Raw genomic sequence first — 21,041 nt, 5'->3', positions numbered from 1 at the left:
GCGGTTCGGCGCCCCGACTTGCCCGCGAAAAAGACACCGCGCTGCCTGGCACGGGCTGCGCCCGTGCTCGCGGGACAAGTCGGGGCGCCGAATCGCCGCTCCTGCGGCTATCGCACTCAGTTGTTCGAAGACGTCATCTTGGTCCAACGATAGAAATCCGGGATCACATACTTGTAGGTGTCCAGCCAGCGCTGCATCGACTGGTCGCGCTCCTGCGCCGTTTGCACCTGCAACCGGTTCGACGCCTGCTCACCACTGGACTGCACCCGCAGCAACGCCTCGGTGGCCGTCTGCGCCTCTGCCTGGCGAGGTGGCTCCTGGGCCATCGCCATTGACACGCAAGCACACCCGGCAAGCACCATCAGATACCTGAACATGACCACCCTCCTCCTGCTCAATTGACCACCGCCTCGGCACCATTGGCCAACGCAATGGGACCACGCCCGGTGGATTTCACCTGCCTGGCCCGGGCCTGGGCATCGGCGAACTGTTCGGGGCGCAAGTGCAGGCGACCGACCAGATCGGTCGCCTGTTGCCAGTTGTCCTGTACCAGCGACAGGGTCACCAGGTTTACCGCCGCCAAGGCGTTGTCGTCCTTCAGCTCGATGGCCGTGAGGAACTCGAAGCGTGCCTGCTCGTATCGCCCCAGGTTCATCAGCACCACGCCCAGGTCGTTGCGCACGCGCTCGTCAGTGGGCGCCAGGCGCACCGCGCGCTGCAGGTTCTGCAAGGCCTGCGCATCATCGCCACGCGCCGAGGCGAGCTGGCCCAGACCATGCTCGCCCTCGGCCGCCAGGCAGCCCCCCAGCAGGCTGCGGTACAGGGGCTCGGCCTCACTACGCCCCAGCAAGCGCGAAACCCTGGCCTTGCGCAGGCGCACCTGGTCGAGGGTGTTCGGCAACTGCTCGAGGTGCGCCAGGCTGGCATGCGGGCGCCCCTCATTGAGCATCTCGTCCGCCAGGTTCAACGCCAGTTGCTGGTCGGCATCCGGCTTGCCACAGCCTGGGCCGCCGAACAATGCACCCAGCCCCTGCGCCGACTGCCCGGCACAACCGCCCAGCAGCAGCATGCCGGTGAACAACAGGATCGTTTTCATCCCTCTCTCCCTAGACTCAGGCCCTAGACCCCCAAGGCCCGTGCCAACGCAGAAAAACCTGGCCCGGCCAGGACGATGAGCAAGGCCGGGAACAGGAATACCATCATCACCGCCGACATCTTTGCCGACATCTTCGACACTCGCTCCTGCAGGTGCGTGAGGCGTCGATCGTCGAGCAGCGCCTTGAGCGCCAGCAGCGACTTCATCCCGCCACTGCCCTGCACCACCAGTTGCTGAAGGATCACGCAGGTGTCGACGAGCTCATCCACTGCCAGCACCCGAGCGGTCTTCTCCAGCTCCGGGCCGAGCGACAGCCCCGAATCCACCCGTTGCAAAACCTGGCGCAGTTCTTCGCTGATCTCCGGCACCAGTGTCCGTCCCTCCTGGCTGAGCACACGCAACGCCTGCTCCACGGCCAGCCCCGTCTCGAAGAGAATACGCAGCAGCGGAATCATCAGGCTGACCTCCTGGGCGATACGCTGTTGCCGGCGCGTGGCAGCCAGCGCCAACAGGCGCTTGGGCAACAGGTAGCCGATCACCAGCGCGCACACTGGCAGCACCAGCCAATGCAGGGCATCGACGCCGATGAAGGCATGCTGCAGCAGCAACGCCAGCCCCATGGCCAGCAACGGCAATCCCAGTTGCACGGCGGCGAACAGCGCGCGCTGGCGACTGCGACGCCAGCCGATCCGTTCGAGCAGGCCCTGGGTTTCCCCGTCGAGCGTCTGCAAGCGTTGCCCCAGCGGGCTGCTGCCCAGCCAGTGCAGCATGTCGCCCAGGCGTTCCTCGCGGGCCAGGCGCCCTTGCAGGCGCCGCGTAACCAGGTAGCGCGCACGCAACTGACGCGAGGCCTGCAACCCCAGCAACAGGGCGACGACGAGCAGGCACAGGGCGCAGATCAGCAGGGCCATGTCAAAGACTCCTCATCATGCGCCACAGCACCAGGCAGCCGACCGCCTGCAGGGCAAAGGCCAGGAACAGCAGCCACTGCCCACTGCTGTCGCGCCACAGGCTCATCAGGTAGTTGGGGTTGACCGTCAGGAAGTAGCCGACCATGAACAGCGGCAAGGCCCCCAGCACCCACGCAGTGACACGCGTTTCGCCGGTCATGGCCTTGAGCTGGCGCGCGCCTTGCTCACGTTCGCGGATCAGCTTGATCAGGTTTTCCATCAGTTCGCTGGCATTGCCGCCATAGCGCTGATTGATGCGCAGGCCCAGGGCGAACAGGCGCAATTCGTCCTGGTCGTACAGCTCGGCCAGCTCGCTCAGCGCATCCTCCAATGGCACGCCCATCTGCACATTGCGGCGCACACGGCCCATGGTCGAATGCAACGGTTCGCGCGTGCCGTCGATGCCGCCGAGCACCGCATCGCTCAGGGTCCGACCGGCCTTGAGGCTGCGCACGCTGTAGTCGAGCAGACCGGGCAGTTGCTCGACGAGCTGACGCATGCGCCGACGGCATCGCCAACTCAAGTACAGATAGCCCGACAGCGGCGTACCGAGCAGCACCATCAGGCCGGCCAGCCAACCGGCCAGCAGCACCGCCACCAGCACCAGCCCGCACCACGCCAGCAGCCAGCGTTGCGGACGCACGTCAGCGCTGATCAGGCCGGCCCGTTGCAGCAGCGGGTCGAGCCAGTCGCGCCGGGCACTGCCCGTTCGAATCGTCTGGTAGGCGCGCCCCAGACGCTGCAGGACGCGCTCCTCGCCGCGCTTGTACAAGCCCAGGCGAAACAGCAGCATGGCGGCCCCCAGCAGCAGCGGCGCCAGCGCCAGCAGCAAAGGCCCGATCACAACACACCGTCCTGACGCAGTTTGCTGCCTGCCGGGTTCGGCGCCTCGCGCTGGAAGGTCTCGCCGCCGCGCCGGTCGAGGCGGAACAGGGTATTGGTCACATACACATCCTCACGTACGCCGACCACCTCCAGCACTTCGCAGACGCAACGCCTGCCATCAGGCAAACGCGTCAACTGGATCACCACATCCAGCGCCGCGCAGATCATCTGGCGCAAGGTCTTCTCGGCGATCTGTCGGCCGCTGAGGCCGACCAGGGTCTCCAGGCGCAGCAGGGCGTCCTGTGCAGTGTTGGCATGTACGGTGCTCATCGAGCCGTCGTGGCCGGTGTTCATCGCGGTGAGCACATCGAGCACCTCGGCGCCGCGAATCTCGCCAAGGATGATGCGGTCAGGACGCATGCGCAGGGCGTTGCGGATCAGCTCGCTGGGCTTGATCTCGCCATGGCCCTCGGCGTTCGGTGGCCGGGTTTCCAGACGCACCACGTGGGGGTGGTGAAGCTGCAGCTCGGCAACATCCTCGATGGTCACCAGGCGCTCGCGCGGCGCGATCATCTGACTGAGGATATTGAGCAGCGTGGTCTTGCCAGTACCGGTGCCGCCGCTGACCAGGATGTTGCAACGACGGCCCACGGCGCGCTCGAAGAAATCGAAGATGGGTTGATCGATGGCGCGGGTGGCCAGCAAGTCGGCACTCTTGAGCATGTCCTGGCGGAACTTGCGGATCGACAGGCACGGCCCGTCCAGCGCCACTGGCGGGATGATCGCGTTGACCCGGCTGCCATCGGGCAGACGCGCATCGACCATCGGCGAAGACTCGTCCAGGCGTCGCCCCAGGGGCGCAAGGATGCGCTGCATGACCCGTTCGACATGGTGCGCATCGATGAAGCGCAGGTCGGTCTGCTGCAACAACCCGGCCCGCTCGACGAACACCCGGTGCGGGCCGTTGACCAGGATCTCGGTGACGCTGGCATCGCGCAGCAGCACTTCCAGCGGGCCGAAGCCGGTGAGTTCATCGACCAGTTCCTCGGCCAGGCGCTCCATCTCGTAGCGCGACAGCGCCAAACGCAAGCGCCCGACATAGTCACCCACCTGTTCAAGGACGAACTGGGTCAACGCCGGGCGTGCGCCTTCGAGCAGGTTGCGCCCGCTGTCTTCGATGGCGTCGATAGCGAAGCGATGCAGCGCACGCTTGAGCGCGTGCGGGTCGCCCGAGGCGTGGCGCTGACCGCCGAAGGGTTCGTCGCCGCTCATTTGCTACCCCACAGCCGACGCAGCCAGGGGAAGCTCGGTGGGGCGAGGTTTTCCGAGCGCCGGGCCAGGCGCTCGCCGAGGGCACGCAGGGCCTGGGTCAGGCCTTCGCGCGGGGCCAGTTCGAACAGGCTCAGGCCCTGGTTCTTCACGTTCATGCGCACCTCTGGGCAGTCGGGCATCACCTTGAGCAGCGGCAGGCCATAGCGCTTGGCGAGCGCCTCGGCATCCGGGGCGACATTGCGCAGGTAGCGGTCCACCAGCAAGCTGGCATGCTCGAGCTTCATGCCGCGGTCGCGCCACTGTTCGAGCACTTCCAGGTTGCGCCGGCAGTCCAGGATGTTCTGGTCGGTGTAGACGATCAGCTTGTCGCAATGGCTGACGATGGTACGCAGCGCTTCGCTGTCGGCATGCCCGGTCAGGTTCACGACGATGTGCTGGAAGTGTTGGCGCAAGGCACTGAGCAGCATGTACAGCTCGGCGGCGCTGGTCTGGCGCAGCGGATCGTCGTTCTCGGCATAGCTCAGCAAGCGCAGGCCGCCCTTGTCGCGGGTGAAGGCACTGTCGATCAGCGTGGTGTCGAGCCGACGCAGGTGGCGCAAGGCATCGCCGAAATAGAATGACGCCTCCAGCCCGAGCAGGGCCAGGCTGTCGCCGCGCGGCAGGCCCAGGTCGAGCAGCAGGGTCTGCTGGCCGCTCTCCTGCACCACCCGCGCGAGGTGGGTGGTCAGCAGCGCGCCATCGGCGCCGCGCTGGGCACCATAGAGCACGGTCAGGCCACCCAGTTTGGGGTTGTTGGTCACCGTCGGCAGGCGCTTGCCGAGCCTGCGCACCAGCCCGGCCACCTCGCTGGCACGCGAGCCGTAGGCGACGAAATCGCGCGCACCGGCACGCATGGCATGCAGCACCAATTGATTGTCCATGCCATCGCCCAGCGCGACGATGGCCAGCATCGGCTTTGCTTCCAGCACGCCTTCGATCAGCGCGCACTGGCTGACCAACTGCTCGCGGTCAAGGCCGATGAACACCAGGTTGCTGAACGTCACATCCAACAGCGCCAGCAATTCGTCGAGGGTGCCTGCGCTGGCGCCGATCACCTGCCCCTGCGGCGCCAGGGCGTCCTGCAGCCACTGCAGGTCGTCTTCGTTGCGGGTGATGGCCAGGTAAGTCTGGTTGAGGCTGTCGTTCATCGTGATAACCCCCCCTGACCTTCGAAGTTGCCGTTTTCCATGAAGAACAGCTGGCCCCAGCTCGGGTCGTAGGTGCGCAGTGCTTCGCCCGGCAACTGCGGCAGGCGCGCATTGGCCGCCAGCGGCTGGACCAGGTGCGGGGTGACGATCATCAAAAGTTCGGTCTCTTCGCGCACCAGCGCCGACTGGCGGAAGAACGCGCCGAGGATCGGCAGGTTGCCCAGGCCGGGGAGCTTGTCCACCGAGGAGCGGGTGTTGTTGCTGACCAGGCCGCTGATGATGAAGCTCTCGCCATCGGCCAGGGAAATGCTGGTGTCGGTGCGCCGCACGCTCAGCCCCGGCACCAGGGTGCCGGCGATGTTCACCGCGTTGTTGTAGTCCAGCTCGCTGACCTCGGGGGCAACCTTCAGGGTGATACGGTCGCGGCTGACCACGGTCGGGGTCAGCGCCAGGCGTACGCCGAACTCCTTGTATTCGATCGACACGTTGTCGCTGCCGGAGCTGGGCACCGGGACCGGGATCTCGCCACCGGCCAGGAAACTGGCCGTCAGGCCGCTGAGCACAGTGAGGCTGGGGCGCGCCAGGGTGTAGGCGAAGCCGCTGTTTTCCAGGGCGTTGATCGCCGCCAGGAACTTGCTGCTGCCACCGCCCCAGACGATGTTGAAGACGTTGTCGTCGAGCGGGATCGCGGGGCGGGTGATCGGCACCGAGCCTGGGGTCACAGCAGTATTCGGCACCGTTCCCGGCGAGCCGATCAGGCTGTTGTTCGAGCCTTTGAAGAACAGCCGCGCACCTGCCTCCTTGTACTTGCTGCGGCGCACTTCGACGAAGCGGATATCGGCCTGCACCTGGCTTGGCAACTGCGCGTCCTGAGACGGTAGCAGGCTGCCTTCTGCCATGTCGGCACTGGCCCGACCCTTGACGAACAGCATGGTCCGGTGCGGCGCTGGCGCGCAGGCGGTCCACAACATCAACGTAGTATTGCCCGGCCCCACGGCGGTCAGCAGCACCGCGCGATCGCCGCTGGCCTGCACGTCGGCGACCTTGGGCTCGCCCACCGCCGCCCGGCTGATCGCCAGCGGCAGGCGCAGTTCCTGCTGCAGGCCCTGGTCCATCTCGATCACCGAGGGCAACTGGCCGAAAGCCTCGCACCCCTTCACCGCCGCCTGGGCGTGGGGCACCAGTGCCGTCAGGAGCAGTGCACGGCACGCATGTCGGAAACTACGCTCGGAACGTCGCATCGCTGCATCCTTGCCTGGTCAGGGAGTCTTGTCGGTGTCGGCAGCCTTGGCGCCACGAATGATCTGCATGCTGGGCGCAGCGTTGGCGGGAGCAGCGCTGGCCACGGGAGACTGGGACAACTGGCTGAAGCGATAGAGCTCGCGTCCGGCGCTCTCGACCTGCGGCCGCGCCTCAGGTTCGGCCCAGTAACGGGCCAGGCGCTGTTCATCGGCGCTGCGTACGGCCAGGCGCAGGGTGCCGGCCTGGGCAGCGAGCATCAGCCGGCTGGCCAGGGCTTCGGGTACGGCCAAGGTGACGGTGCGGGTAGCGCCGACGCTGCCTTGGCTCCCGTGCTGTTCGCGCCGGGCCTGTTCCTCCTCGACGGTTTGCGCCGGCCGGCCATCGTTGGCCAGCCCCATCTGCTCGCCGACACTCAGCACGCGCAGGGCCGGCAGCACCACCTGGGCTGAAGACTGCGGGTTGTTGTTCTCCTCGCGCAGAAACAGCAATACGTCCACGTAGTCGCCTGGGCGCAGCAGTCCGGCCGCCCCCACCACATCGTCGACGCCCACGGCCACCGCGCGCTCGTGGGCACGAATCATCCGCGACAGTGGCCCGCCCGCCTGAAAGCTCGCCTCGTCCAGCCAACTGCCCGCCGACAGCGCACGCGCGCTGGAGCGACCGAGCACCTGGTCGATGTGCTGGAACGCACCGGCAGGCACCACTTGCAGGCGCTCTAGCAGCACATCGTCCTCGGTCAGGGGCGTGTTCGCCGGGAGCGCCCTGCGCAACACAACGATGGGTGAACGTGCCGGTTCGGGCGGTTGGGGAGGTGGCGCAATCACTTCGGCAGGCGCTTCGGCGACTGTGGGAGCAGGACTGACGGGGGGTGTGGACGGGCGGCTGAGCACCAGCCCCCAGTAACCTGCGAGTACTGCGCCGAGAAGAAACAGGACAGCCAGGACCATGGTCAAGCGACTGCTCATCTCCGCCTCCCTGCGCCATTAGATTGCTGGCAAAACGAAACTATTTCGCTATTGAACGGTAGCGCAGACCTCACCGTTCGCCATGAGCGGAAACGGGATTTTTTCGTCTGGCACGCGGACATGCAGGGAAAACAGGTACTTAGAAAAAGCCTTGGCTTCCAATACTTTAGAGTTAATGCCTTTTTACATTTGCAGGCTTCGCCAGCTTGGCAATTCTATGATGGCAAATGGACGTTACTTAGCCACGTCCTTACCCCGCGCCGTCGGCGCAAGGAGATGTGCCATGCAACTGCAACGGATCCTTCAGCACTGCAAGAACTTCATCACCCGCAAGGACGGCGCGTCCGGTATCGAATACGCGCTGATCGCCGCAATGGTCGCGGTGGTGCTGGTGCCATTCGTACCGACGATCTCCGGCAAGATCACCACGATGTTCAGCGCCATCTCCGGGGCGCTATGACCTTGAGCAGCACGCCGCAGCATAACGCCAGGCCAACAGGAGCCAAGCATGCCGAACTCTTCCTCGCGCCAGCAGATTCTTTTGGTGGACGACGAGGAAGAGGCACTGCAAGAGCTGGCTGAACTGCTGGAAAACGAAGGTTTCAAGTGCCACACCGCCAACTCGGTGAAGACAGCCCTGCAACAGCTCACCCGCTACCCTGATGTGGCCCTGGTGATCACCGACCTGCGCATGCCCGAAGAAAGCGGCATCGGCCTGATCAAGCGCCTGCGCGACCACACCGCCCGCCAGCATCTGCCGGTGATCGTCATGTCCGGCCATGCCGATATGGACGACGTCAGCGACCTGCTGCGCCTGCATGTGCTCGACCTGTTTCGCAAACCGATCTACCACGCCCGCTTGCTGGAGACACTCGACAATCTGTTTCCCAAGTCGGTGATGCAGGTGGTGGGGCGGTAGGCCAATGCGTTCAGATCAACAAGGCGAAGTCGCGCAAAACTCCTGCCCTCTGCGGTAGGCCTTGCCTCGAATAGCACTCCAGCAGGGCTTCGGCGGTGTAAGGCATACGAACCAAGCTGCGCCGCATTTCAGCCACAGCCTCCAGAACAGCAGCCTGATCGAGGTCCCACAAGTCCATGATGAATTCGTCAGGGTGCTGTGCCTCTACACCGAAACAGCGCAATGCGGATGGGGGAAAGTCTTTCAGGTTGAACGTCACGATGACTTCCGCGTTGCTTCTGATCGCGGCGGCAAGAACATGTACGTCATCGGGGTCGGGCAGATTCAGAGCCGGGTACAAGGATTCATGACCGACAACCAGTGCATCGGGAATCGCCGCTTCCATCAGTGTGGAAATACGGTCCAATTGCCCCCGGGTAAGATCCCGCCGTTTCAGCAACAGATTCCTTTTCCATTCATCATCGATCTGGGCGCTCCATCTGGCTCTGTAAAGGCCTTGCCAGCGAGCCTGACCAGCAAGTCGCGCAAAGGGGCGGGATAAAGAACGCATGCGTCGTAAATCGTGGTGAACGGTGAGTGACGCATCAATACCCCAGGTCAAGCTCTTCCGATAGCGCGGTCAAGTCGTCCATCGCCTTGCGGCTGGCCTGATCCCGCTGCTGTTTGTAGGTCATCAGGTCAGAGAAGAGAACACGACGATGTCGACCCGCCTTGTGATGGGGCAAGGCTCCTTCCTCGAGCAGTTTCACCAGATGAGGGCGCGAAACACTCAGCAGATCCGCAGCCTCCTGCGTGGTCAGCTCCGCGTGGACCGGCACTACCCGCACAGAGTTGCCCCGTGCCAACTCTCCCAGTATGTCCAGGAGCAACCGCAGCGCACTGGTTGGCAGCTCGACGGCATGCGCCTTGTTATCGGCGTCGTAGATCTCGATGCGCTGCATGTCAGCCTGGGTGCATAGCACGGCTGCCAGGTCTCGTTGCCCCTGCACAGCGGCTGCTACTTCACGGGCCTCGGGAAACTCGGTACGGATAGGCACAGTCATGAACTTTCTCGCTGAAGACTTCTGTTCACTTCAACATATTCGAAATAAGAACAATCAAGTATCACCAACTTCCCTTCCCTGACGTCCTCGCAAAGACTAGACAGGCCCCCCATGAGCGACAATCAGACGCTATTCGACAGATCAGGTCAGACAGTTCCTAGGAAGATCCATCCTCCCTACAGTTGATAACTGAAGCTTACCGTGAACCGCGGCCGCCGGTTCAGGCTGTCCAGGGCGATGTCCGACATGGGCTTGGCCACCTCCAGCGCGATGTTGTAATAGCGCGCATCGCCAAACCGCAGCCCTACCGCCGCCGACGACATCTTCGCCTTCTGCACCTCCAGTTCGTTGAACCAGGCCCGCGCGGTATCGAGCACCACATAGGGCTGCAGCACCTTCAGCCACTGACCCTCACGCTGGATGCTGTAGTTCAGCTCATAGGCCAGGCCCCAGCCCTTGTCGCCGGAGGCCTGGTCGCTGGGGTAGCCACGACCGAAGTTCTGCCCGCCGAACACCGCCCGTTCGCTGTCGGGCAAACTGTCGTTGCTCCAGTAACCGGCAGCGGATACGACCCCTTGCCAGTGTTCGAGGAAATTGTCGCTCTGCACCCCGGACAGGCGCAGGCGCAGGAAGTCCAGGTCGTAGCCTGCATTGGTGCGTGCGCCAAAATGGTCGAGGCCCTGGTAGACCCCGGCGCTGAGGATGCGCAGGCGCTTGGCCTCGGCCTTGCGCCAATCACCCTCGAACGACAGCGCGCGAATGTCGGTGTGGCTGTCGAGCTTCAGCGGGAAGCCCACGACCTGGTAGTCGATCTGGTCATTGACCGCATAGAAGCGCCCGACCACATCCAGCCATTCGGTCGGTGAGGCGATCAACGCCTGGCTGAGCCCGATCGAGTAACGCTCGTTCTCGCGGTGCTGGGTCAGGTCGATACCGTTGTCCAGGCGAATGCGTGCCTTCGGGTCGCTGCGATAGCGCGATGCCGACAACAGCAGTTGCGTACCCTCGTCATCCAGGAACTGGCTGTAGTCGACGCGGTAATAGTGTTCCTTGTCCTCGCCCGGTGGCACCAGCACGCTGGCGCTCAACTGCTCGGCGAAGCGGGTCTGGGCATTGCTGCTGGCGCCCAGCAGCGCTTGCAGGTCGTCACGGTTGCCGTCGCTGAGGTTGAGCGTGGTGGTGAAGGGCTTGCGCGAAGCCTGGGCAATCAGGCGCGTGGCACCGTCGGTGGTGCCCGGTGGCGGCACCTGGGCCTGGAAGGTGACACCGGGGATACGGCTGATCAGGCTGGTGTAGCGCTCGAAGGTCTTGCGCGTCAGCGGCCGTTCGGCCCTGAGCTTGTTCACCAGACGCTCGACATAGCCCGATGCGGAGCCGATATCGCCCTGGACCTCGTAGTCGCGGATATAACCTTCCACCAGCACCACCCGCACGCGGCCATCGGCGAAGTCTTGCGGCGGAAGGTAGGCGTAGGACAACAGGTAGCCGTCCTGCTGATAGCGCTGGGTCAGGCGTCGGGTGACCTCGATCAGTTCAGCGAGGGTCACGCTGCGATTGAGTATCGGTTGGTAATGCTCGCGCAGATCTGCCAAGGGGTAGACGGTCCCGCCCTCGAAGCGCACCTTGCGCACCAGGACCTGGGTGTTCATCTGCAATGGCGTTTGTTGGGGTGCCGCTGGTGCCGATACATTCAGCCCAGGCTTGCCCGGACGGTAGGCGTCCACCGGTAGATTCGGCGTGGGCAGGCGGCGTTCGGTTTCGTTGCTGTTGAGAAAACTCGGGAGGGGTTCGGCGCGGGCCACGCAGGCCCAGGACAGCGCCAGCATCGTCACCAGCAGTGGACGCATTCGGACACTCCATGATCCTGTGGAACCAGGGGCGCCCGGCAGGGACGCCCTTGTCAATGCAAGCGTAGGTGCTGAGCGAGCCGTCGTCTAACCGAGCGCCCGGCGGATCAGCGAAAAAGATCCGCCGGGCACTTTATCAACGCTGCACGCCGCCCAAGGCACCGGTCACACCGCCCAGTACGCCGCCGAGCCCGCCACCCTGGCTACCGCTGCCATTGACCAGCGTGCCGGCCTGGCCAACGGTGCCACCGACTGCGCTGACCGTCGTGCCCACCTGGCTGACTACCGGGTTGCCGGTGGCCGCGCCAAGCTGGCTGCCTGCACTGGCCACCGCACCGCCCACCTGATTGAGCAACCCGGCGACCGGCGCACCGACGCCCGTCGCAGCACCAACCTGCTGGGTCACACTGGCCACGCCACTGACGACCGGCGTCACACCGGCGCTCACCTGTTGCGTCACCGCTGCCACCGGAGCACCTGCTGCCGTATTGGTGACGCCATTGCCACCGAGCACCGTGCCGAGCGCAGCGACGGTGTTGCCAACCTGGCCCGTGCTGCCACCTACCGACGCTACCGCCGGATTACCAGTGCCCGCCGCCAGCCCGCTGCCAGCGCCAGCAACCACGCCGCCAACGGTTTCCAGCAGGCCAGTGCGTGCGCCGCCGGTTGTCGGGGCCAGGCCGCTGGTGGTGCTGACGGTGCTACCCACATTGCTCACCACTTGCCCGAGCGTACTGGTCAATGGATTGCCGTTGCCGGTGCCTGCAACCTGTTGCCCGGCCTGGTCGAGCGCCCCGCCGACCTGGTTGAGGGTCTGGTTCAGCGGGCCAGCGAGCCCGGTTTGCCGGGTGACATTGGCAGTGGTGTTTTCCACCAGCGACACCACCGGCACCAACGCATTGCTTACCCCTTGCGTGGCGCCCGCCAGCGGCCCGCTGGTACCGACAGGGGTCAGCGTGTTGCCCAGCATGGTGACCGCCTGACCGACACGGTCGACGCCTTGCCCGGCACCTGCCACCACTTGGTTGACCAACGGAACCTGCTCGACCGGTGAGCTCGTTGCGAGCGCCCCTATGCCCTGTCCCAGGCCGGATACGCCGGTCCCGAGGTTGGAAGTGGCTGCCCCCACCACGCCGACTGTCGTACCAACGGCGTTGTTTCCGGTGCCCAGTTGCCCAAGCCCCTCGCTCAGGCCGGAGCCGACACTACTGACTGCATCACCCGTGGACGACACCAGCGAACCTACGCCGCCGGTCAGCGAAGTGTTCCCCGCCACCGGCAGCGAGCCGATCATCTCACCCAGGTTGCTGACACCATCGCCCAGCCCGGAAACGGTATTGCCGACTTGGCCGACGACCTGACCGGTGACCAGCGGGGTCGGCGTATTACCGCCACCCGCACCACCATCACCACCGCCTGGCGTTCCGCCACCGTTACCAGGATTGGTACCGCCGCCTCCCGTACCATCTCCTCCACCACCGGTGCCACCACCAGTGCCACCGTTGCCTGCGCCGTTGCCACCACCCGCCATACCGCCGCCATCACCACCGCTGCCGCCCGATCCGTCGGAGCCGCCGCCTGCACCTGCACCAGCGCCACCATCGGTGGACGAGCCATCAACCTCGCTGTGATGACCACCACCACCGCTGCTGCACCCGGCAAGCCCAAGGGCCATCACCAGCGCCAATGCCGTACTCGCTTTCATCCAAACCTGAGTTTTCATGGGCGACTCCCGCACTGCTTTGTTGTTGGATAGGCGCGCTGGCCAGGCTGGCCAGCGTTATGCCTTCAGTCAGCAGTGAAGCTCCGGCGGTTCGACGGCGGTAGGTCGTAAGTTGGTATTAATACGGGGGAATAAGGTGCTGACGGCGCTGGAAAGCCTATGAAATTCAGTGAGTTGTGAGGGCAGCCCGAATGGCTGACCGAAAGGTTTAATACCATGTCATTAGTACAAGGAAGCGCTGGCTGAGAGCGGCTACTCCGCCACCTGGAACTCGACCCGTGCCGTCTCGCCGCTCTCATCCAACGCACTCAACTCGATGCGGCCTGACTGCTCGAAACGCACCAGCAGGCTGTCCTGCCCTTCGGTCTCGCCCAGCGGCTGGCCATTGAGGAACCACCAGCGCCGCCCTGCCCCACCCAGTGCCGATACGTGCAGTTGCAGTGGCTCGTGACTGGTGAGCGGCCGGCGCAAGTTGTCGCCTGCTCGCACACCGACGATCGACAGCGGCGGCGCGCTGGGCGGCACCTGCGGTGGACAGGCAGGATCGACCATCGGCAGCCGCGCACTACGCCGCTCTACCCGTGGCAGCCACGGTTCCAGAGGCGCAGGCCAGAGGGCAATTTCCAATGCTTTCGCCCCCCGACAGCTGGCATCGACCCGCAAGCCGCGCTCATTGACCCATACCGTTTCGCGCAGGCCCAACCCCAGCGGCTGGTCGGCAGCCTGCAAGGTCGGCGGCGTGGTGCCGTCGAGGGTCCAGGCAAAACGCTGGCGGCGGCATTGCGGGTCCTGACGATTCATCGGTTGTCCCAGGGGCCAGCAGATCGCTGCCACGCCGACACTGCCCGGCACGTTCTCCACGGGCACGGCAACACCGCGCTGGCTGTCGCGGTTGCTTAGCAGGTCGTGCACCTGCAGCATCAGCGGCGCTGCCGAAGCCAGGCCGAACTGGCCCGGCACCGGCGTGCCATCGGGTCTGCCTATCCAAACACCAATGATGTACCGCGGGCCGACCCCGACCGACCAGGCATCGCGAAAGCCATAGCTGGTGCCGGTCTTCCAGGCCAGTTGCGGGCGCTGCACCAGCTCGGCGTGCGGATCGCGGTCCGGACGCGCCTGGCCGCTGAGAATACGCCGCACGATCCACGCCGAACCCGGCGACAACAGGCGCCGCTCCAGCAGCGGGTCTTGGGGCTGCAGGCGGATCTTCGCGCTCTTGCCTTCACGCGCCAGCGCGGCATAGCCACCCACCAGGTCCTCCAGGCGGCTGCCCGCGCCGCCGAGAATCAGCGACAGGTTCGGCTCGGCCAGTGGCGGCAGTATCAGCGGCACCCCACCGATACGCATCTGCGCGGCAAAGCGTTTGGGCCCATAGGCCTCGAGCAACTGAACCGCTGGCAGGTTGAGCGACAACGCCAGCGCCGAACTGGCCGACACCGGCCCACTGAAGCCCATCGAGAAGTTGCCCGGACGATAGTCGCCATAGCGACGCGGCACATCCTGCAACAACGATTCGGAGTGGATCAGCCCATCGTCCAGGGCCATGCCATAGAGAAACGGCTTGAGGGTAGAGCCCGGCGAGCGCAGGGCATGCACCATGTCGACATGGCCGAAGCGGCGCTCATCGCCCAGATCGATGGAACCCAGGTAGGCACGCACGGCCATGGTCTGCGCCTCGACCACCAGGATTGCCGCCGAGGTGCGCTCGGGCAAGCGTGCACGCCAACCGAGCAGCAGGTCTTCGAGACGACGCTGCAACGATGCATCGAGCGTGGTGCGGATCAGCGTCGGGCTGTCCGCCGTGTTCAGCCGCCGAGCCAGCAGTGGCGCCAGCGCCGGCTCCTGGCGTGGGGCGAGCAACAAAGGCTCCTCGCGCGCCTCGGCAATCCGCTGCTCAGGCCACACCTGGTAGTCGGCCAGGCGTTGCAGCACCTTGTCGCGGGCACGCTGCGCACGCTCGGGATGGCGATCCGGGCGCAGGCGGCTGGGCGCCTGGGGCAGTACGGCGAGCAATGCCGCTTCGGCAGGCGTGAGGTGCTTGGGCGACTTGCCCAGGTAGGCCCAACTGGCGGCAGCGACGCCCTGCAGGGTGCCGCCGAAGGGCGCGCGATCGAGGTAGATCTGCAGGATCTCGCGCTTGGACAGGTGCCATTCAAGTTGCTCCGTACGCCACAGCTGACGCAGCTTGCCGGCCAGGGTGCGATCATGGGGGTCGAGCAAACGTGCTACCTGCATCGACAGCGTGCTGCCGCCGGACACTACGCGCCCGCCACGCAGGTTCAGCCAGGCCGCGCGCGCCAGGGCCAGCGGGTTGACCCCGGGATGGTCGTAGAACCAGCGATCTTCGTAGGTGAGCAGCGCCTGCAGATACAAAGGCGATACTTCCTCGGGGCTGACCGGATAGCGCCACACGCCATCGGCATCGGCGAAGCGCCACAGCGGCGTGCCGTCCTCGGCGAGCACCACCCGCGCCAGGTCGTCGCCCGGCATCGGCAACGGCCACAGGCGATCCGCCAGCCACAGCAAGACGACGCTCGACAACACAGTAATGCCGATACCACGCAAGATCCTTGCGCTGCGCGTACGCGGGCGAACTATGCTTGCGCCTGGCATCGGGAACCGACCCCATCGAACGATGGCCAAAGGCTTGGGATGATCATCAGGAAGCAGCTATGCATGTAGAAGGGTTTTTCGAGTGGTTGGGCCAGGCACTGGGCGCGGTGATCAAGTTCATCGTCGATATCATGAGCGGGCTGTTCAATCTCCTGGCCAATGCCGGCGGCAATTTCATCGACGGGCTGGCGCGCACCTTGGGCATGGACACCTCGCTGGTCAGCATCCTTGCGCTGATCGTCGGGCTGATGCTGTTGTACTCGGCGATCCGGGCGTTCATGCGGGCGTCGATCGTGATGGGCATCATCTGGCTGGTGCTGGGCTTGTGGGTGTTGAGCTGGATCATTCACTGACCCAAGGCCCGCCATCCATGAACCTGTGGGAGCGGATTCACCCGCTCCCACAGTCGCATCAACGGCTACGCACCACCATCTCGCCCTGGCTATCCCCCACTGCCTGCAGGTTCGGCCGGTACATCGACTCCACCTGCGGCGGCGGAATGCGATAGCTGCCCGGCGTTACCGCACGCGCCAGGTACAACAGGTGCGTGGTGCCATAGCTGTCGAGCTTGAGGGCGGCCACATAACGGTCGTCGCGGTACTCCTGGTGAACCACGCTAGCGTTCTGCATCGATTCGCGCCATTGCTTGACCGCGCTGCTGGCGTTGTCGAGGCTGGCCGCGCTCTGCGCCAGGTTCTGGTTTTCCAGCTCCAGGCCCGCCGGCAGCAGGTCGACCACCAGCGCATCCGGCACCTGGCTCTGGGCCTTGAGCGCCAGGTGCACCAGCACCAGGTCGCCACTGCGCAGGTTGCGCAGGTCCAGGGCCTGGCCGTTCATGCCCAGGTATTCGCGACGGATCTCCATGCCATTGCTGCTGGCCACAGGTGCCTGGCGCGGATAACCGGACAGGGTCAGTTGCTGGTAGAGGGTCTCGCTGCCCTGGTTCTGGATGCTCAGCGGCGATGCCAGCAACAGGCCTTCGAGCTTCATGCCCGATTCGGCGTTGTTGAACTCGCGAACCTCGCCGGCGCTGTCCAGGCGCGCCTGCCAGTTGCCTTCGGGCTTGCCCAGCAGGCCACGACCGGCGAGGAACAGCGCGTTGCGCTCCTGGGTCGACAGCCAGCGGTTGGAGGCCAGTTCGTCGGACAGCGCAAACAGCCGCTGATCGACCTGGTTGCTGGCCAGGTTGTTCTCCTGCAGCAGGGCCAGGATCAGTGCCTGGTCACGCACGGCGCTGCCGTAGTCGGCCAGCCAACCCTTGCCGCGGCCGATGGAAAGACCCGCCTGCAACGCCTGCTGCGAACGCGGCTTGTCGCCCATCTTGTCCAATGCCACCGCCAGTTGCACCAGCGGCAGGCCGGAGCGGGCGTCGCTGCGGCGCTCGAACAGGCTGCGCAGCGCACCCAGCGGCGCCTGCTGGCTGCGGGCGAGCACCAGGGCGGCGTAGGCCTGCACGGCGAAGCGGGTGTGCTCGGCGTCCTGGCTGTAGTCGACCTCGATCAGGTTGCGTTCCTGCAGGTAGCGCAGCAGCCGCTCGTTGGCCTTCTTCAAGGCATCGGCAGGCACGCCGTAGCCTTGCTCACGCGCACGCAGGAGGAAGTCGGTGACGTAGGCGGTCAACCAGTACTCTTCCTCGCTGTCCGAACTCCACAGGCCGAAGCTGCCGTTGTAGCGCTGCATGCCCAGCAGGTGCTCGATGCCCATTTCGATCTTGCGCTTGCGCACATCGGCCGGTTCGCCCTTGATACCCAGGCGCTTGAGGGCGTCGGCATCGGCATAGAGCGAGGGGTACAGGCCGCTGGTGGTCTGCTCAAGGCATCCGTAAGGGTAGGCTTCCAGAGCGCGGATCTGTTCGGCCAGGTTCAGCGGAGGGCGACTCGACAGCGCCAGGCTGGCTTCAAGGCCTGCCGATTCGAACTCGGCCAGCTCATTCTCTGGCAGGGTCCAAGGCTGGTCCTTCAGCGCCACGCGGTAGTGCTTGAGCATGGCCGGATACGCCGGGCGCACACCCAGGGTCCATTCGCGCTCGAAGCCAGTGGCCGTCTCGCCCGGCAACTGCAGGCCATCGACACGCACGTGTACCTTGCCCTGCCCCAGGCCACCACGGGCCTGGACCGGGATCATCAACGTGCTGCGCTGGCCCTCGGCGAGGTTGATGTTCTGTTGGGCAGCCCCAGCGAGGTCGAGCTGCCCGTCGGTCGTCACCTGCACGTTGAGCTGCTGGGCGCGGCCAGACAGGTTGGCCAGGTCCAGGGCCAGGCGGGTCTGGTCGCCACCGGCAAGGAAGCGCGGCGCCGACAGCTCGGCGATCAGCGGTGCCGCTACGACCGTCTTGCCTTCGGCCATGCCGAAGTGCTCGTCGGTCCAGGCTTGCGCCATCAGACGCAGTTCGCCGTTGAAGTCAGGAATATCGACCGTGGCCTGGCCTTCGCCTTTCTCATCGAGCGTTACCGGCAGGCTCTGCTGGGCGACGATGGTGACCGTGGTGTTCGGGCGCTTGCCGCCCTTGGCCATGGCGGCGTCGCCACCGAAGGCCAAGCTCGCCAGACGCCCCTGGCCGGCTTCGATCAGTTGGCCGTAGATGTCCAACTGGTCGGCGCCGTAGGCCTTGCGGCCGAACAGGCTGGCAAAGGGGTCGGGGGTCTTGAAGTCGGTGATGTTGAGGATGCCCACATCCACCGCAGACAACAGCACATGCACCTGTTTCGGCACGCTGCCATCGGCATTGACGGCCTTGAGCTTGACGGTCAGGGGCTGCTTGGGACGCATCTTCTCCGGCGCCTGCAGGCTGACCGCGAGCTTGCGCTCGGCACGGTCCAGCGGCAGGTGCAGCACACCGACGGCGCGCTTGGGCGTGGCATTGACCTTGCGCTCGCCCGGACGAATCACCAGGGCGCTGATATAGAGGTCGTGACGGGCCCATTTCTTGTCCAGCTCGACCTCGAAGGTCTTGCCCTCGGCAGGTACGTCGATTTCCTGCCACCACAGCGGGCCGTCGCTCGACTCGATCATCAGGTAGCCGCTGCCTGCGGCAGGCGGCGTGACGGTGACCTTGGCGGTAGCACCGTCGGCGTAGGACGGTTTGTCCAGTGCCAGCTTGACCTGGTCCGGGCGTACCGCGCCGCCTTCGGCGTTGTCCTGGGCGCGGTAGCCGGCCCAGAAGCGCTCGCTGGATACCAGCCCAGTCTCGGGGTCTTCGACCTCGACGCGGTATGGGCCCCATTCCACGGGGAAGGTCAGCTTGGCGGTGGAACCGGCCTTGATGCTGATGGTTTCTTCGCTCTGGGTGAGGAATTTCTCGTTGTAGTTGTAGCTCCAGCCATCGCTCTGCGAGTAGTTCCAGTAGTAGTCGCGCCGCTCACGGATCAACCGCACCTTGAGGTCGTCGGCGGCGAGCTTGTTGCCGTCGCGATCGGCGACCAGCACCTCGAACTGCACCGGGGCATCGCTGTCGGTCTCTTCGCCATCGAACAGGCCGCGCAGGCCCGGCAAGCGATCGGCCGGCCAGATCGGCTGCTCCAGGCGACGGGTGATCGGTCGACCGCCAGACTCCTGCAGGCTGGCCTGCACAGTCAGTTGCAGCGGCGAGCGGGCCTCGGCCCAGCGGCTCTCGATATCGACAGTGGCCTTGCCGGCCTGGTCGAGGGTGACTTCATCGAGTTCCAGGTCCTGGGTCAGCTCGCTCTCGGTGACCGAGCCGAACTGATAACCCGGCAGCGCCGGCACGGCTTCACGCAGCGGGCGGATGTAGGCCTGGCCGCTCAGGCGATTGCCGGCGGCAGGCGCGCCATAGAGGTAGCGACCATTGACCTGGATGCGCGCGGTTTCTTCGGGGCTGAGCGGTGTCTTGCTGCCCTTGAGCTCCAGCGCCAGGCGCTCGGGCAGGAAGTCTTCGACGAGGAACTCGTAAACCTGCTTGCGGCCGCCGCCCAGGTCGAGCAGCAGCTGCCAACGCCCGGTGGGCGCTTCGCTGGCCAGTTGCAACTGGTACTGGAACAGGCCGTTCTGGTCAGCCTCCCAGACGAACTTGCGGCTGACCTGCTCATCGGGGCGACGCACTTCGACCGTCACTGGCTGGGCCTTGACCGGCTTGCCGTCCTGGTCGCGCAGCAAGCCGTTGAGCAGCACGGTTTCGCCGGGGCGATACAGGTCGCGCGGGCCAAAGATGAAGAACTGCAGCGGGTTGGCCTGGGGGCCGGTGATGTCGAACTCGGCCAGGTCCAGTGCGGCGGTGTTCAGGCGCAGCAGCGTGGTGTGCACGCCCTGGGTGGCGATCAGGGTGTCGGCCTTGGCCGTGATCGGCAACTCGGCATGGCCCTTGCCATCGGTCTTGGCCTGGGCCAGCAGCTTGCCCTTGTCGTCGTGCAGTTCGAGGGTTACGTCACTCAGGGCCTTGCCGCCCTCGAGGGCCTGGGCGAACACGTCGAGGCGGTCGCGGTAGCGGTGGGCGGACACGCCGATATCACTGAGGGTGAACAGGGTCGCCGGTTGCGAATAGTCGTAGGTACCGGAGGCGCGCATCACCGCCAGGTAGACGCCCGGCTCCTGCAACGGCTTGATCCCGGCGATCGGCAGCAGCACGGTTTCGCGGGTGTTGCGTGCAGGGTTCAGGTCGAAGCGGCCGCTGTAGACCAGCTCGGCCATGTCCAGGGTTTCCTTGGACTGGTAGTAGTACAGGCTGCTGTTACGGCCCCAGTTGACCAGGAAGGTCGAGAGCATTTCCGGTTTGACCCGGAAGAACTCGACATCGACTTTGTCGACGTTCAGGGCGATCACCGGCAAACCTTCGGCCAGGCGGGTAGGCAACAAAGAGCCACGGCTGGCAAAGCCGATGGTCGGCTGCATGTCGCGGGTTTCCAGGCGGCTGACCGACTCGCCTTGAAGCGTCTTGCCGTTGACCGCGAGCAGGCCCTTGTCGACGGTCAGCACCAGCTTGCGCTGCGGCTCGAGGTGGCGCAGGCGCAGTTCCATCTGGTTGTCAGACAGTTCCCAGGCGCCGTCGAGCTTGCCCTTGACGGTATCGACCAGGTGCACCTTGGCGGCGAAGTCCTGATTGGCATCGAGCGGTACCGAGAAGCTGATCGACAGGGTACTGGCACCGTCGAGCTGGACCTCCGAGACGTCCAGCACGTCGAGCTCACGGTCGGCGTAGCGCTTGGCGAGCGCTGCCGGGTCCTCGCGCTTGGCGGGCTTGGCTTCGGCTGGCGCGCTGGCCGCGGGCTTTTCCGCCGGCGCGGGGGCGTCCTTGGAGGAGGAATCACAGGCACTGAGCAGGGCCAGCGCGCAGGCCAGCAACAATCCTTTGTTGAACATGGGAGAGAGGACTCTTCGGCAGCAGGGTGGTGAGGGCAGGAACTAT

At 65.3% G+C, this 21,041-nt stretch carries 16 protein-coding genes and 1 pseudogene; 3 read left to right on the top strand and 14 right to left on the bottom strand.

Going from position 1 to position 21,041, the window contains the following annotated elements; genetic code table 11:
* Positions 1-116: 116 nt before the first annotated feature.
* From IAE40_RS09960 to cpaB, 8 genes are read right to left on the bottom strand one after another with little or no spacing between them, the layout of a single operon-like run.
* Positions 117-377 (bottom strand): DUF3613 domain-containing protein, encoded by a 261-nt coding sequence (locus IAE40_RS09960; RefSeq protein ID WP_153774066.1) that lies wholly within the window; start codon positions 375-377, stop codon positions 117-119.
* Between the two features lie 17 nt (positions 378-394).
* Positions 395-1,096 carry a tetratricopeptide repeat protein gene (locus IAE40_RS09955; RefSeq protein ID WP_153774067.1) on the bottom strand — a complete coding sequence of 234 codons (702 nt, stop codon included), beginning with the start codon at positions 1,094-1,096 and terminating at the stop codon, positions 395-397.
* 23 nt (positions 1,097-1,119) lie between these two features.
* Positions 1,120-2,007 (bottom strand): type II secretion system F family protein, encoded by an 888-nt coding sequence (locus tag IAE40_RS09950; RefSeq protein ID WP_200603107.1) that lies wholly within the window; start codon positions 2,005-2,007, stop codon positions 1,120-1,122.
* 1 nt (position 2,008) lies between these two features.
* Positions 2,009-2,890, bottom strand: a complete 882-nt coding sequence (locus tag IAE40_RS09945; RefSeq protein WP_200603106.1) for a type II secretion system F family protein — start codon at positions 2,888-2,890, stop codon at positions 2,009-2,011.
* On the bottom strand, positions 2,887-4,143 hold the full coding sequence (locus tag IAE40_RS09940) for a CpaF family protein (RefSeq protein ID WP_200603105.1): 1,257 nt from the start codon (positions 4,141-4,143) through the stop codon (positions 2,887-2,889). Before IAE40_RS09940 ends, IAE40_RS09945 begins: the two co-directional genes overlap by 4 nt.
* Positions 4,140-5,330, bottom strand: coding sequence for a pilus assembly protein (locus IAE40_RS09935; RefSeq protein ID WP_153774071.1), 1,191 nt, complete (start codon positions 5,328-5,330; stop codon positions 4,140-4,142). The genes IAE40_RS09940 and IAE40_RS09935 overlap by 4 nt, the downstream gene beginning before the upstream one ends.
* Complete coding sequence (locus IAE40_RS09930; RefSeq protein WP_125931334.1) at positions 5,327-6,571, bottom strand: type II and III secretion system protein family protein; 1,245 nt, start codon at positions 6,569-6,571, stop codon at positions 5,327-5,329. The genes IAE40_RS09935 and IAE40_RS09930 overlap by 4 nt, the downstream gene beginning before the upstream one ends.
* Before the next feature lie 18 nt (positions 6,572-6,589).
* Entirely contained in the window at positions 6,590-7,537 is a 948-nt protein-coding gene (gene cpaB / locus IAE40_RS09925; protein ID WP_197892407.1) for a Flp pilus assembly protein CpaB, read from the bottom strand.
* 283 nt (positions 7,538-7,820) lie between these two features.
* Here cpaB and IAE40_RS09920 point away from each other — a divergent pair, with 283 nt between their 5' ends.
* Together IAE40_RS09920 and IAE40_RS09915 are read left to right on the top strand one after the other, a co-directional pair.
* Positions 7,821-7,997, top strand: a complete 177-nt coding sequence (locus tag IAE40_RS09920; RefSeq protein ID WP_063546282.1) for a Flp family type IVb pilin — start codon at positions 7,821-7,823, stop codon at positions 7,995-7,997.
* Positions 7,998-8,045: 48 nt separating this feature from the next.
* Complete coding sequence (locus IAE40_RS09915) at positions 8,046-8,456, top strand: response regulator (RefSeq protein ID WP_054894187.1); 411 nt, start codon at positions 8,046-8,048, stop codon at positions 8,454-8,456.
* A gap of 10 nt (positions 8,457-8,466) precedes the next feature.
* Here IAE40_RS09915 and IAE40_RS09910 read toward each other — a convergent pair.
* From IAE40_RS09910 to pbpC, 5 genes and pseudogenes are all read right to left on the bottom strand, one after another.
* Positions 8,467-9,041 (bottom strand): annotated as a pseudogene (locus IAE40_RS09910) (PIN domain-containing protein).
* A complete protein-coding gene (locus IAE40_RS09905) occupies positions 9,041-9,499 on the bottom strand; it encodes a helix-turn-helix domain-containing protein (RefSeq protein WP_153774073.1) in 459 nt (152 codons plus the stop codon). Before IAE40_RS09905 ends, IAE40_RS09910 begins: the two are co-directional and overlap by 1 nt.
* A gap of 176 nt (positions 9,500-9,675) precedes the next feature.
* The gene (locus IAE40_RS09900) at positions 9,676-11,346 is read right to left on the bottom strand and encodes a ShlB/FhaC/HecB family hemolysin secretion/activation protein (protein ID WP_200603104.1); all 1,671 of its coding nucleotides are present in this window, start codon (positions 11,344-11,346) and stop codon (positions 9,676-9,678) included.
* Between the two features lie 136 nt (positions 11,347-11,482).
* Complete coding sequence (locus IAE40_RS09895; RefSeq protein WP_200603103.1) at positions 11,483-13,069, bottom strand: collagen-like triple helix repeat-containing protein; 1,587 nt, start codon at positions 13,067-13,069, stop codon at positions 11,483-11,485.
* 252 nt (positions 13,070-13,321) lie between these two features.
* Positions 13,322-15,682: a peptidoglycan glycosyltransferase PbpC gene (pbpC, locus tag IAE40_RS09890; protein ID WP_200603102.1), complete on the bottom strand. Its 2,361-nt coding sequence runs from the start codon at positions 15,680-15,682 to the stop codon at positions 13,322-13,324.
* Positions 15,683-15,741: 59 nt separating this feature from the next.
* On the opposite strand from pbpC, the gene IAE40_RS09885 reads away from it, so the two are divergent.
* Positions 15,742-16,035, top strand: coding sequence for a hypothetical protein (locus IAE40_RS09885; protein ID WP_054894193.1), 294 nt, complete (start codon positions 15,742-15,744; stop codon positions 16,033-16,035).
* A 58-nt stretch (positions 16,036-16,093) separates the two neighbouring features.
* Here the strand turns inward: IAE40_RS09885 and IAE40_RS09880 are convergent, their stop codons facing one another.
* Positions 16,094-20,995 (bottom strand): alpha-2-macroglobulin family protein, encoded by a 4,902-nt coding sequence (locus tag IAE40_RS09880; RefSeq protein ID WP_200603101.1) that lies wholly within the window; start codon positions 20,993-20,995, stop codon positions 16,094-16,096.
* Between the last annotated feature and the right edge of the window lie 46 nt (positions 20,996-21,041).

Origin of the sequence: Pseudomonas sp. S44, from assembly GCF_016624805.1 — a bacterium.
GTDB classification, from domain to species: Bacteria; Pseudomonadota; Gammaproteobacteria; order Pseudomonadales; family Pseudomonadaceae; genus Aquipseudomonas; species Aquipseudomonas machongensis.
Note: the sequence above shows the minus strand (reverse complement) of the source record. Positions and strands in the feature narration are given on the sequence as shown.

Bases quoted from the DNA above. Each gene is read 5' to 3' on its own strand.
- IAE40_RS09920 (WP_063546282.1), top strand. From the start codon at position 7,821: ATGCAACTGCAACGGATCCTTCAGCACTGCAAGAACTTCATCACCCGC.
- IAE40_RS09895 (WP_200603103.1), bottom strand. From the start codon at position 13,069: ATGAAAACTCAGGTTTGGATGAAAGCGAGTACGGCATTGGCGCTGGTG.
- IAE40_RS09915 (WP_054894187.1), top strand. From the start codon at position 8,046: ATGCCGAACTCTTCCTCGCGCCAGCAGATTCTTTTGGTGGACGACGAG.
- IAE40_RS09960 (WP_153774066.1), bottom strand. From the start codon at position 377: ATGTTCAGGTATCTGATGGTGCTTGCCGGGTGTGCTTGCGTGTCAATG.
- IAE40_RS09950 (WP_200603107.1), bottom strand. From the start codon at position 2,007: ATGGCCCTGCTGATCTGCGCCCTGTGCCTGCTCGTCGTCGCCCTGTTG.
- IAE40_RS09940 (WP_200603105.1), bottom strand. From the start codon at position 4,143: ATGAGCGGCGACGAACCCTTCGGCGGTCAGCGCCACGCCTCGGGCGAC.
- IAE40_RS09885 (WP_054894193.1), top strand. From the start codon at position 15,742: ATGCATGTAGAAGGGTTTTTCGAGTGGTTGGGCCAGGCACTGGGCGCG.
- pbpC (WP_200603102.1), bottom strand. From the start codon at position 15,682: ATGCCAGGCGCAAGCATAGTTCGCCCGCGTACGCGCAGCGCAAGGATC.
- IAE40_RS09905 (WP_153774073.1), bottom strand. From the start codon at position 9,499: ATGACTGTGCCTATCCGTACCGAGTTTCCCGAGGCCCGTGAAGTAGCA.
- IAE40_RS09930 (WP_125931334.1), bottom strand. From the start codon at position 6,571: ATGCGACGTTCCGAGCGTAGTTTCCGACATGCGTGCCGTGCACTGCTC.
- IAE40_RS09935 (WP_153774071.1), bottom strand. From the start codon at position 5,330: ATGAACGACAGCCTCAACCAGACTTACCTGGCCATCACCCGCAACGAA.
- IAE40_RS09880 (WP_200603101.1), bottom strand. From the start codon at position 20,995: ATGTTCAACAAAGGATTGTTGCTGGCCTGCGCGCTGGCCCTGCTCAGT.
- IAE40_RS09900 (WP_200603104.1), bottom strand. From the start codon at position 11,346: ATGCGTCCACTGCTGGTGACGATGCTGGCGCTGTCCTGGGCCTGCGTG.
- cpaB (WP_197892407.1), bottom strand. From the start codon at position 7,537: ATGAGCAGTCGCTTGACCATGGTCCTGGCTGTCCTGTTTCTTCTCGGC.
- IAE40_RS09955 (WP_153774067.1), bottom strand. From the start codon at position 1,096: ATGAAAACGATCCTGTTGTTCACCGGCATGCTGCTGCTGGGCGGTTGT.